Annotated in this window: 14 protein-coding genes and 1 pseudogene; 10 read left to right on the plus strand and 5 right to left on the minus strand. The window is 68.8% G+C overall.

Annotated elements, in window-relative coordinates:
* Positions 1-643, minus strand: a pseudogene (locus tag VED21_RS22480) (hypothetical protein); the annotation flags it as partial.
* A gap of 305 nt (positions 644-948) precedes the next feature.
* On the opposite strand from VED21_RS22480, the gene VED21_RS22485 reads away from it, so the two are divergent.
* Entirely contained in the window at positions 949-1,944 is a 996-nt protein-coding gene (locus VED21_RS22485) for an AraC family transcriptional regulator (RefSeq protein ID WP_324886223.1), read from the plus strand.
* Positions 1,945-2,019: 75 nt separating this feature from the next.
* Positions 2,020-3,021, plus strand: coding sequence for a glycosyltransferase (locus tag VED21_RS22490; protein ID WP_324886225.1), 1,002 nt, complete (start codon positions 2,020-2,022; stop codon positions 3,019-3,021).
* Positions 3,022-3,025: 4 nt separating this feature from the next.
* Here the strand turns inward: VED21_RS22490 and VED21_RS22495 are convergent, their stop codons facing one another.
* Together VED21_RS22495 and VED21_RS22500 are read right to left on the minus strand one after the other, a co-directional pair.
* The gene (locus VED21_RS22495) at positions 3,026-3,550 is read right to left on the minus strand and encodes a ComEA family DNA-binding protein (protein WP_324886227.1); all 525 of its coding nucleotides are present in this window, start codon (positions 3,548-3,550) and stop codon (positions 3,026-3,028) included.
* A gap of 59 nt (positions 3,551-3,609) precedes the next feature.
* Positions 3,610-4,044 carry an Rrf2 family transcriptional regulator gene (locus tag VED21_RS22500; protein ID WP_324886228.1) on the minus strand — a complete coding sequence of 145 codons (435 nt, stop codon included), beginning with the start codon at positions 4,042-4,044 and terminating at the stop codon, positions 3,610-3,612.
* Positions 4,045-4,205: 161 nt separating this feature from the next.
* On the opposite strand from VED21_RS22500, the gene VED21_RS22505 reads away from it, so the two are divergent.
* The 4 genes from VED21_RS22505 to VED21_RS22520 all read left to right on the plus strand — a co-directional run bounded on the left by VED21_RS22505 (position 4,206) and on the right by VED21_RS22520 (position 6,613).
* Positions 4,206-4,619, plus strand: coding sequence for a hemerythrin domain-containing protein (locus VED21_RS22505; RefSeq protein ID WP_324886229.1), 414 nt, complete (start codon positions 4,206-4,208; stop codon positions 4,617-4,619).
* Positions 4,620-4,699: 80 nt separating this feature from the next.
* Entirely contained in the window at positions 4,700-5,326 is a 627-nt protein-coding gene (locus VED21_RS22510) for a MarC family protein (RefSeq protein WP_324886231.1), read from the plus strand.
* A 68-nt stretch (positions 5,327-5,394) separates the two neighbouring features.
* Positions 5,395-6,033, plus strand: coding sequence for a protocatechuate 3,4-dioxygenase (locus VED21_RS22515; RefSeq protein WP_324886233.1), 639 nt, complete (start codon positions 5,395-5,397; stop codon positions 6,031-6,033).
* Positions 6,034-6,049: 16 nt separating this feature from the next.
* Positions 6,050-6,613, plus strand: coding sequence for a histidine phosphatase family protein (locus VED21_RS22520; RefSeq protein ID WP_324886237.1), 564 nt, complete (start codon positions 6,050-6,052; stop codon positions 6,611-6,613).
* Between the two features lie 7 nt (positions 6,614-6,620).
* Here VED21_RS22520 and VED21_RS22525 read toward each other — a convergent pair whose 3' ends face one another.
* Positions 6,621-6,869, minus strand: a complete 249-nt coding sequence (locus VED21_RS22525; protein ID WP_414638272.1) for a DUF1272 domain-containing protein — start codon at positions 6,867-6,869, stop codon at positions 6,621-6,623.
* Positions 6,870-7,149: 280 nt separating this feature from the next.
* Between VED21_RS22525 and VED21_RS22530 the strand changes: the two genes are divergently transcribed.
* The gene (locus tag VED21_RS22530; RefSeq protein ID WP_324886241.1) at positions 7,150-7,563 is read left to right on the plus strand and encodes a hypothetical protein; all 414 of its coding nucleotides are present in this window, start codon (positions 7,150-7,152) and stop codon (positions 7,561-7,563) included.
* Positions 7,564-7,565: 2 nt separating this feature from the next.
* On the plus strand, positions 7,566-9,902 hold the full coding sequence (locus VED21_RS22535; protein WP_324886243.1) for a tetratricopeptide repeat protein: 2,337 nt from the start codon (positions 7,566-7,568) through the stop codon (positions 9,900-9,902).
* A gap of 67 nt (positions 9,903-9,969) precedes the next feature.
* On the opposite strand, the gene VED21_RS22540 is transcribed toward VED21_RS22535, so the two are convergent.
* Complete coding sequence (locus VED21_RS22540; protein WP_414638273.1) at positions 9,970-10,197, minus strand: helix-turn-helix domain-containing protein; 228 nt, start codon at positions 10,195-10,197, stop codon at positions 9,970-9,972.
* 310 nt (positions 10,198-10,507) lie between these two features.
* Here VED21_RS22540 and VED21_RS22545 point away from each other — a divergent pair, with 310 nt between their 5' ends.
* Together VED21_RS22545 and VED21_RS22550 are read left to right on the plus strand one after the other, a co-directional pair.
* Positions 10,508-10,780, plus strand: a complete 273-nt coding sequence (locus VED21_RS22545) for a hypothetical protein (RefSeq protein WP_324886245.1) — start codon at positions 10,508-10,510, stop codon at positions 10,778-10,780.
* 360 nt (positions 10,781-11,140) lie between these two features.
* On the plus strand, positions 11,141-11,635 hold a 495-nt coding region (locus VED21_RS22550), incomplete at its 3' end, for a type 1 glutamine amidotransferase domain-containing protein (protein WP_324886247.1).

Raw genomic sequence — 11,635 nt, forward strand, 5'->3', positions numbered from 1 at the left:
CGCGTCCATTTCCGAACTCGCCGCCGCCGCCGCCGCCGCCGTAGCTGCCGTTTCCCCCTGCACCCGCATAGCCGCCACCCCCGCCGCCGGCCCCGCTGCCGTCGTCCGTGTTGACGGCGCTGATGCCGATGCCGGCGGAGCCTCCGGCTCCACCCAGACCGCCGCCGCCGCCGCTGCCGGCTCCTATAACGCCCGTCCCGTTTGTATCGCCGCCCCTCCCACCGGTTGCCGAAGCATTACCGACCGAAACCCCCGACAGCGTGACCGTCGCGCCGCTGTTGACGAAGATCGCGGCGCCCGCACCAAGACCGCCGCCGCCGCCGCCTCCCAGGCCGTTGCCGTCACCTCCGTTACCGCCTTTCGCCACCGCGTTATCGATGGTCAGGTCGGAGATCGTCACAGTCCCGCTCTGGACAAAGAACACCCGCCCATTGCCCTGCGCATCCACGACCTTGTCGTTGCCCACGATCGTCAGGCTGACCGTGATCATCGGCAACGACCGCGTCAGCTGGATGCTGCCACCAAGCGCGGCGTCGATGGTGATCATGTGAGGCGCTCCGCCCGGGTCGGCGTTCGCGTCGAGAATCGCCTGGCGCAGCGTGCCGGCGCCGCTGTCGGCCGTGGAGGTGATGGTGAAGTTCATGGTCGGCTCAATCTTCCCTCAGGCAAACATCCGTCGCGCAAACTTACGGGGCAGCCGCGAACTGCTCGCTGCCCGGCCGGAGACGCCGGCGGGAGATCCGGTGCAGCACCCTGCGCTGCGGTGTGCTTTCCGAAAATTCCACGCAACCCGTCCGATTTGTCCAAACCGGCCTCAACAAAATCTTGTCCAGGCCATCGGTTTGCAGCAACTTCGGGTTTATGTGAGCAACGGACTGGAAGTTATGCGCAACCGACAGCCCCACCGCCCGCGCCGCCGCCCGGCTCCCTCGCCTTAGACGCCGCGCCGTGTCGGACATCGAATGGCTGCTGCACGCGGCGACCGGCCGCTCGTCGCTGTGGGTCGAGGAACGCACCCCCGTCGCGGACGAGAACTGGCGGGGCAGCGTCGAGCGGATCGAGATCGGCCAGGGCCTGCGCGTCTTCCTGGTCGCCGCGGAGGTGCTGCGCGACATGGTGGTGGAGCCGCGCAACGGCGCTTCCACGCTCTGGCTGACCGGCCAGATCAGCGTGTCGGGGATCCTGGACCACCGCTTCACCGACGGCAGGGAATTGCGGATCGGGCCGGAGCAGGCGATGCTCTTCCGCCCGCTGGAAACCTCGTCGGTCGTCACCATCGGCGGCGGCCAGAACCTGCGGCTGACGGGCTACGCCTTCGACCTCGACCGCGCCGCCGGCCTGTTCGACGGCGTGGTGCCGGGGCCGCTGGAGCCGCTGTTCGCCCCCGACCCGGCCCACACGCCCGTCGTTCCCACCGCGGCGTCGCCGCGCCTGCGCCGGCTGGCGGAGGATCTGTTCGCACCCGGATTGAACGGGCCGCTGCGCATCCTGTTCATGGAGGGCGTGGCGCTCCAGCTCCTGGCGCTCCAGGCCGCGGCGCTCGCCGAACCGCGGGCGGCCCGGCCCGACGCCCTCTCGGCCCACGAGCGCGCGATGATCGCGGAGGCGCGGGAGCGGCTGCTCGCCGACATGCGCAACCCGCCGGGCCTGGGCGCGCTGGCCGCCGCCGTCGGCATGACCGAGCGCCGCCTGAACGCCGGCTTCCGCGAGGTGTTCGGCACGACGGCGTTCGAGCTGCTGCGCAACGAGCGGCTGGAGCACGCCCGCCGCGCCATCACCACGGAGGACGTGGTGCTGAAGGAGATCGCCTACCGCGTCGGCTACAACCACGTCTCCAACTTCATCAACGCCTTCACCGCGCATTTCGGCGTGCCGCCGCGCGGCTACCCGAAGGCGCGGCCGCCGGCGCGCCGCAGGAACGCGCCCGCCGTGCGCGAACCGTGACCGGGGCCACGCACGTTGCCCAATCCCGGCCTTTGCCGTAAGTAGAAACCCCCGCCACGGACCACGGCTCAACCCATGCGGATCGTCCAGGCCATCCTGTCCAAGGGCTTCCGCGGCGCCGAGCGCCACGTGGCCGAGCTGGCCAACGCCCAGGCCAAGGCGCACGAGGTGCTGCTGATGCTGCGCGCCGACTGCGCCGACGAGAAAGGCGTGTCGATCCGCGACTGGCTGGACCCGGCGGTGCGCGTGGTGGGGCTGAAGCGCCCGTTCTGGACGCCGCAGGCGTGGCTGACGCTGCGCCGCTTCAAACCGGACGTGGTGCACGCGCACGGCGGGCGGGCCAGCCGGCTGCTGCCACGCGTGGCCGGCCGGGCGCCGGTCGCCGCCACCATCCACCTGGACTACCGGCACAAGTCCTACCGCGACGTGGCCGGCCTGATCTGCACCACCGACCGCCAGCGCGACGGCGTGTCGCCCAAGTACCGGGGCAAGGTCGGCCGCATCGACCTGTGGTACCGCCCCCACCCCCGCCCCGACGCGGCAAGGGTGGCGGCGCTGCGCGCCGAGTTGGGCGCCGGTCCGGACACGTTCCTCATCGGCTTCGTCGGCGCGCTGATCCCCGTCAAGGGCGCCGACCTGCTGATCGAGGCGTTCCGCCGCGCCGCCCTGCCCGGTGCCCGCCTCGCCATCGTCGGCGACGGAACGGAGCGCGCGCGGCTGGAGCAGTCGGCCCCGCCCGGCGTGGTCTTCACCGGCTTCCGCAGCGACGTGCGCGACCTCTACGCCGCCTTCGACCTGTTCGCCTCCCCCTCGCGCGAGGAGCCGTTCGGGCTGGTCTTCCTGGAGGCGCTGGACGCCGGCGTGCCGGTGGTCGCCACCCGCACCGACGGCGCCGAAGCCATACTGCCCGGCCTGCCGGCCGAGCTGGTGCCGCGCGACGACGCCGACGCGCTGGCGGCCGCCCTGCGGCGCGCCGCCGCCGAGCGCCGCCCGCACGCCGCCGTCGACCTGTCGCGCTACGAACAGGCCGGCCGCCTGGCCGAGATCGAGGCGTTCTACCGCACGCTTCTGGCGTAGGGCGTCACACGCTCACCTTGTCCTTCACGTCGTCGAAGGCCTTCTTCGGCAGGATGCGGCGGTCGACGAGGTCGCTGACCGCGGCGAAGGGGCGCGATTCGACGATGCGCCGCGCGCGCTGCGGGCCGATGTGCTTCAGCGCCGACAGCGCCTCCGGGTTGGCGCGGTTCAGGTCGACCAGCGCCGCCGCCATGGCGACGGTGCCGCCGGCCATCTCGATCGCCTTGCCGACCCGCTTGGCCGTCCGCCCCTGCTTCTTGCCGCCGGATGTCAGCGCGGAGTGCACGACGCTGGCCGCGCCGATCACCGCCGCCGCGGTGTCGACCACGGCGCGCACCGTGTCCATCACCGAGCCGGACGCGTCCGGCTTCGCCCGCGGCTTGGCCGCCCGCTTCGGCGCGGGCTTCGCCGCGCTCTTGGCGGCCGCCGCCTTCTTCGGCGCCTCGGCCTTCGCGGCCTGCGCCTTGGTCGTCTTCGTCGTCTTCTTGGTCGTCTTCGCAGGAGTCTTCGTCGTGGCTTTCGTGGTCATGGGCGTTGCTCCGATGCCGTGCAAGCAAGAACGGAGCCGTGGGCCGCGTGTTCCCGCGCTCACGCTTTGGGAATGGCGAGCAGCGCGCGCAGCGCGCCGTGCGGCTGCACCACCTCGGCCAGGGTGTGGCGCGACAGGGCGGCCAGAAAGGCGGCGCGCGCCTCCGCCAGGATCGCGGCCATGCGGCAGGCCGGCGTGATGCGGCAGGCGTTGCCGCTGCCGAAGCATTCCGCCAGCTCCATCTCCTCCAGCCGGCCGATCAGTTCGCCCAGGTTGATGTCCTCGGGCGGGCGGGCGAGGCGGATGCCGCCGCCCTTGCCGCGCGCGGCGGCCAGATAGCCGTGCCGGCTCAGCTCCTGCACCACCTTGACGAGGTGGTTGGTGGAGATGCCGTAGCGTTCGGCGATCTCCTGCGTGGTCGCCAGCCCGCCGTCCCGCAGGGCGCAGTAGGTGAGGACGCGGATGGCGTAGTCGGTGAAGCGGGTGATCTGCATGGCGGCATTCTGGCCCATGGAATGGAAAAGGCGACGGAAAAGGCGAACCGCGCCCCGCCGTTCGCCGTACGCGCGCATGGCGGCCGTGCCAAATCGGCATGCCTCCGGCGCGGCCATAATATGCATTATAAATGCATATTTAGAAACGGGAGGTTTGCACCATGTCGACCCTGATCTCGACCCTGAAGCGGGAGCATGACGAGCTGAAGGACCTGCTGGACCGCGTGAAGGCGCTGGGCATCGGCACCGAGGAGGGGCGGCGCGCCCTGCGCGCGGCGCGGCAGGTCTTCGTCGACCACCTCGCGCACGAGGACCGGGAGTTCTACCCGGCCTTCCTGGAGGCCGCCGCCGGCCAGCCCGACGCCGAGCGCATGGCCACCCAGTTCGCCGCCGAGATGACGGCGATCAGCAAGGAGATCCTGGGCTTCTTCGACCGTTACAAGGACGGCGGCTCCGGCCTGGAGTACGCCCGCGACTTCGGCAAGCTGTCGGCCGCGCTGTTCATGCGCTGGCACAAGGAGGAGAACATCCTCTACGCCCGCTACGCCCAGCTCGCCGCCCGCAAGGCGGCGTGAGCGGGCATAGCACGCAAAACCGGCTTGCCAGCCGGCCCGCCGGTGCGGTTCCTGATGCCCAGCCGCAAGGGAACCGCACCGTGGACGATTTCGTCAGCGCCTTCGTCATCTTCCTGGTCGTCATCGACCCGCCGGGGCTGGTGCCCATCTTCATCGCGCTGACCCAGGGGTTCGACGCCCCGCGCAAACGGCTGATCGCGCTGAAGGGTTCGGCGGTGGCACTGGCCGTGATCGTGTTCTTCGCCTATTTCGGTGATGTGGTGCTGACGGCGCTGTCCATCGGCATGCCGGCCTTCCGCATCGCCGGCGGCGCGCTGCTGTTCTGGATCGCCTTCGAGATGCTGTTCCAGAAGCGCAGCGACCGCAAGGAACGCACCGCCGACGAGGCGCGGACGGAGGAGGAGGCGCACGACCTCGCCGTGTTCCCGCTGGCGGTGCCGCTGGTGGCGGGGCCGGGGGCCATCACCTCCACGCTGCTGCTGATGGACCGTTTCGGCGCCACCTGGGCGGGACAGGCGCAGGTTCTGGGGGCGGCGGCGCTGGTCATCGCCGGGGTGGCGGCGGTGCTGGTGGCGGCCAACGCGGTGGCCCGCCTGCTGGGCCGCACGGTGATCAACACGGTCAGCCGCGTGCTGGGCATCGTGCTGGCGGCCCTGGCGGCGGAGACGGTGCTGTCCGGCATCACGGCGGTCTACCCGCCCGGCTGACGATCCCCCGCCCCCGCGCCGCGGACCGGGACCGGACCCAAAAAGGCGCGCCAGGGAGGGACCGGACCATGCCCCACACGCTCACCCGCCGCACGCTGCTCGCCGCCGCCGGCACGCTCGCCCTCGCCCCCCGGCGGACGGCCCGCGCCGCCCAACCCCTCGTCCTCACCCCCGGCCAGACGGAGGGGCCGTTCTACCCCGTCACCCTGCCGGCCGACGCCGACGGCGACCTCGTCCGCGTGCAGGGTGCCGCGGCCCGCGCACTCGGCACCGTCACCCACGTGACCGGCCGCGTCCTCGACCGCCAGGGCCGCCCGGTGCCCGGTGCGGCGGTGGAGATCTGGCAGTGCGACGCCAACGGCGTCTACCGCCACCCCCGTGCCCCGGATCAGGCGCGCTTCGATTCCGGCTTCCAGGGCTACGGCCGCACGGCGGTGGATTCCGGCGGCGGCTATGCGTTCCGCACCATCCGCCCGGTGCCCTACCCCGGCCGCACGCCGCACATCCACGTGGCGGTGATCGTGCCCGGCACCGGCCGCTTCGTGACGCAGATGTACGTGGAGGGCGAGCCCCTGAACGCCCGCGACGGCCTGCTCAACGGCATCCGCGACCCGGCCGCGCGCCGCAGCGTCATCGTCCCCCTGCGCCCGACCCCCGCCGAGCCGGGCGCCCTGGCCGGCACCTTCGACATCGTCCTCGACCTCTGAGCGGGGAGCGTGCGCGATGCTCCCCCGCCGAGCCCTCCTCGCCGCCCCCCTCCTCCTCGCCCTCGCCGCCCCGGCGGCGGGCGCTGGGGCGGATGGGGCGGAAAACCCCGCCGGCCTGGTGATCCTGATGCGCCACGCCGAGGCGCCGGGCTTCGGCGACCCGCCCGGCCTGCGCCTGGGCGACTGCGCGACCCAGCGCAACCTGGACGACCGCGGCCGCGCCCAGGCCCGCCGCATGGGCGCCCTGCTGCGCGAGCGCGGCATCCGCGCGGCCCGCGTCCATTCCAGCCAGTGGTGCCGCTGCCTGGACACCGCGCGCCTGCTCGACCTCGGCCCGGTGGCGGAGCTTCCGGCGCTCAACTCCACCGTCCCCAACCCGGCCGAGCGCGAATCCCGCACCGCCGATCTCCGCCGCTTCCTGGCCGCACTGCCCGCCGACGGCCCGCCCGTGGTCTTGGTGACGCATCAGGTGACGATCACGTCCCTGACCGGCATCCACCCCGCCTCCGGCGAAGCCGTCCTGCTGCGCGCCACCGGCACCCCGAACCCGCCCGTCCTCGGCCGCCTCAAGCCGCCCTGAGCCCGCTTCAGAACGCCGGCTGACACCCTCCGGCCTTCACCTTGCGCACGGTGGACGCCGGGAACTTCTCCAGCTTCCCCGCCGGCCGCACCGGCCGCCGCACCAGCTCGCCCCCGCAGTTCGGGCACGTGCCGCCCAGCACCCCGTCCCGACAGTCCACGCAGAACGTGCACTCGAACGAGCAGATGACCGCCTCCGGCGACTCCGGCGGCAAGTCCCGGTCACAACACTCGCAATTCGGACGCAACTCCAGCACGGCGAACCTCCCCTCACGATGACCCGCCGGCAGCGTAGCGCACCGCCCGGCCAAGCGCGAGGGAGCCGCAATGCCGCTGTCCCCTCTCCCCCCTGGGGAGAGGGTTAGGGTGAGGGGGTCCCGCAAAGCGTCACGTCCACGCGCCAGCAAAACCCTCTCCCGCCCCGGGAGAGGGTGCCCGCGCACAGCGCGGGCGGGTGAGGGTCCATCGGGATAGCCGAGACCTCCCCCTTCCATGCTACAATTCCCGTCATACGCGAGCTTCACACATAGGCATGCAATGAGCGACATCGAACTCGCCAAGGAAATCGTCGCGGTGGTCGCCCCCGCCCTCCCCCTTCTGCAAGGAGTGGGCGACGGCATCCTCCAGCAAACCGGCGCCAAGATCACCGACGCCACGCTCTCCCTTGCCAAAGCGCTCTGGGCCAAGCTGGGGCCGCGCGTGGCCGACAACCCGGCCGCCCAAGCCGCCGCCCAGGAGGTCACGTCCAACCCGGACGACGAGGACACCCGCGCCGCGTTCCGCCTGCAAGTCCGCAAGCTCCTTGAGGCCGATCCCCAACTCGCCAAGGACCTGCAAGCCCTGCTCGGCCAAGGCAACGTCGTCGCCTCCGGCCAAGGCGCCGTTGCCATCGGCGGCAGCGTCACAGGGTCGGTCATCGTCACCGGCAGCGGGAACATCGTGGGGCGCTGAGCATGACTGGGGATACGACCGCTTCAGGACCGGGCTCCGTCGCCATCAGCGGCGACCTGAACAATTCCAGCATCCACATCAGCCTTGCCGAAGCGGCGGCTCCCCGCCACTCCCCCCTCCACCAACTCCCCTCCGACATCCCCGACTTCACCGGCCGCGAGGCCGACCTGCGAACGCTCCTCGCCGCGCTGGACCGCGAATCCGGCGGAGCGGCGGCGGTAACAGCCATCAAGGGCATGGGCGGCATCGGCAAGACGACGCTGGCGGTGCACGCGGCGCGCAAGCTGGTGGCGCGCTACCCGGACGCGCAGATCCTGGTGAACCTCCAGGGCCACAGCGAGGCCCCCTCGCTCACCCCCGTCGAGGCCATGGCCCAGGTGGTGCGCGCCTTCAACCCGCAGACGCCGCCGGCCGACGACCCGGCCCAGATGCTGGCCCTCTACCGCTCGGTACTGGCGGGCAAGCGGGCGCTGATCCTGCTGGACAACGCCGCCGACGCCACGCAGGTGCGCGATCTGGTGCCGCCGCCGCCCTGCGGCCTGATCGTCACCGCCCGCGACCCCATCCCCCTGCCCGGCGCCACCCGCCTGGAACTGCACGAACTGGCCCGCCCGGACTCGGTGGCCCTGCTGCGCTCCGCCGCCGCCGGCCGCGACGACGTGACGGACGCCGAGTGGGACACCATCGCCAGCCTCTGCGGCGACCTGCCGCTGGCCCTGCGCGTCGCCGGCTCCTTCCTCGCCGAGGCGATCGACTGGACCGCCGCCGCCTACATCCGCGACCTGTCCGACGAGCGCACCCGCCCGGACCGCCTGACCCTGGACAGCCTGCCCGACACCGGAGTCGCCGCCGTCCTGGGCCTGAGCGCCCGCCGCCTCGCCCAATCCAACCCGGCCCTCGCCGCCCGTTGGCAGGAGTTGTCCGTCTTCCCCGCCGACTTCGACCAACGCGCCGCCGCCGCCGTGTGGAGAATGGAGGAGGACGAGACCAAGCGGACGCTCACCACGCTGCTTGGTCGCTCCCTGCTACTCTTCGACGCGGACGAGTGGCGCTACCGCCTGCATGACCTGATGCGGCCAGTCGCGGCGCGGGTGTTCGCGGTGGCAGGGATAACAGGCTCGGAGCCGAGTAGCACCATGCGCACACTTCAAGCATGGGTCAAATACTGCCAGCACTATACAAACCTCATGATCCGCATTGACAAACTAATAGAAGAGGGGAACAACTCCATACTTTCCGGGCTTACGTTATACGATAAAGATGATCATAACTTTGACGCAACCATGACTTGCGCCAGCGACCTTCTGGATTCCAACAATTTTTTCTGTATAGTTTGCATATCTCTAACACTTTCCGCCTCAACCGCTATGAGCTTACGAAAGCTGCCATCGGTGCGAGTGAAATGGGCGAGCATCGGCATTCAAGCATCTCAAAAACTTTCCGACAGAGAGGCCGAAAAACGGCTTCTTTCTTGTATTGGGCAGGCCCATGCCGCTGCTGGCTACTATGACAAGGCAGTTGAAGCATTCACAAGATCCGCGAAAATCGCTCAAGATTTGGGAGACACTGGTGCTCATGCCAGACGCCTTAGCGATATAGCGTCAACCTATACAAGAATGAACATGCCAAAAGAAGCACTCAAAACACACATGGAATGTCTAGAAATATATAGAAATTCGAATGACGATAAAAGCGTAGGTATTGAACTTTCAAACATCGCAGCTGCGCACCTAAAGTTAGACGAGGCAGAAAAATCGATACCATTTATAGAGGAATCGATAAATATTTCACGGAAACTTGGCGATAAAATTGGCGAGTGCTTGAGGCTTTCCCATCTATGCAGCGCTCTGATATTATTATCAAAATATGATATAGCAATAGCCACGATCAACTTGACAATTTCGTTAGCAAGATCAATTGGCGACAAGGGCGTCGAGGCTCTTTGCCTCGGCAATCTGGGATTTTGCCATAGTCTAGTTGGAAATACCAATGAAGCAATGAGCTTCTACGAAAAGGCACTAGAGATTTCTAGAGAGATGGAAGATAAAGACGGAGAAGCAAGATACCTTTTTGCAATAGGTGAATTACTTGCACAAGACGGAGATACCGAGAGAGCAGTCATCTTATGCCATCAAGGTTTATCCCTAACAAAGCAAGCAGGCGGTCGGGGGATAACACCTGATCTGCATCTACTGATTGCTATATGCCACTCCGCAGAAAACAAGACAAGTGACGCGATATACTACGCAAAACTCTCTTTGCAAGGGTTTACAGAAATTGGAAGTAAAAAATTGGAAAAATCGGTACGATTGATATCGTATCTTGAAAACAATTCATAAAGCTCCCGAGAATCACTCGCAGTTGAAGTGGAAAAGCTTCCAATTCAAGAGAAATTATTTCAGTTTACTAAATTGGCTCCCGCAACCGCACCCCCGGCCCCTTGGTGTCTTCGGGGATGAACTCGATGCCCGCTGCTTCGAAGGCGGCGCGGATGTCGTCGATGGTGCGGGGCTTCAGCTTTTCGCCGCGTTCCAGGCGGGAGATCGTTTCCGTGGACACCTTGGCGTACTTCGCGAGGTCGCGCACGCCCCAGCCCAGCGCCACGCGCGCCATCTTGCATTGAACGGCGTGCACTTTTCGATACCTCGCCTCGATTTCCCTTGCCCGCTCCAGGCGCTCACGGCATTATAACCATGTTGCGATAGCGCAACAAGGAAGCGGCCAAGCGGGGTGTTGCAGCACCCCGCCCGGCCTGACCACAACCGAGCTATGTTGGGAGCTACGGATCATGGCTGGTTCCGAGGATACCACGGGTTTGTCTTTATCCCGCCGGTCTTTGCTGGCGGGCGGCGGCGGGGTGCTTGTGGCGGGGGCGGCGCCGGTGGGGGCGCCGGTGGGAGCAGACAGGGACACGGGCGCGCTGTACCGGGAGTAGGTGCGCGCCGTGGCGGAGTCCGACGCGCTGGCGGCGGAGGCGGCGCGGATGGAGCGGCGGGGCGATCCGCCCGCGGCGGTGGAGCGGGCGTGGGCGCGCTCCGACGCGGCCGACGCGGCGTGCGACCGCGCCACCGCCCGGTTGCTGGCGGCGCGGCCGGAGACGCCGGGCGGGCTCGCCGACAAGGCGGAGTGCGTGCGCTGGCGCATGGAGGTGCCGGCCGACGCGGAGCTGGTCGGCGGGCTGGTCGCGGATCTGCGGCGGATGGCGGTGGGGGGTTGATCCTCGCGAACAACCGGCCCCCACCCTTCCCGCCTTCGGCGGGCCCCTTCCCTCCCCCAGCGGGGCTGGGGGAGGGAGATTATACCTAAATTCCTGGGATCCAAGGGCCACATCGGCCCTTGGTGGAGAGCGCGAGAGGCAAGGCCTCTCGCTCCCTTCCCCATGCCCCGCCTTGCCAAGGCCGCGCCTGTTCAATAGGATAATCATCCCAGGGACCCGACCAGGGAGCGGCACGAGGATGGCGAATGCAACACCTGCCCTGATCCGTTGCATCCCGTTGCATCCGGTTGCATTTCGCCCCGAACCTCCGCCGGGCCGGGCTGTTGGAACCACGTTCGACGGCACAGGAGGGTTCATCCGATGATCGGCAGGCGGGTACTCATCGTCGCCACCTCGCACGCGGAGATGGGCGGGACGGGGCACAAGACGGGCGTGTGGCTGGAGGAGCTGGCGGTTCCCTACTACGCGCTGAAGGACGGCGGGGCGGAGGTGACGCTGGCCTCGGCGCGCGGCGGGGCGATCCCGTTCGATCCGCGCAGCCTTCCGGACCAGGGGGAGGTGCCGGAGGCGGCGCGCCGCTTCCTGGACGACAAGGACGCGATGCGGGCGGCGCGGACGGCGCCGTCGGTGGATCAGGTGGCGGGGCAGCCCTTCGACGCGCTGTTCCTGCCGGGCGGGCACGGCACCATGTGGGATTTGCCGGACAGCGACGCGCTGGCGCTGCTGGTGGGGTCGTACCTGGACGACCGGCGGGTGGTGGCGGCGGTGTGCCACGGGCCGGCGGGGCTGGTGCGGGCGAAACGCGGCGATGGGCGGCCGGTGGTGGAGGGCAAGCGGGTCAGCGCCTTCACCAAT

The sequence above is a fragment of the Azospirillum sp. genome, from assembly GCF_035627195.1.
Taxonomy (GTDB): Bacteria; Pseudomonadota; Alphaproteobacteria; order Azospirillales; family Azospirillaceae; genus Azospirillum.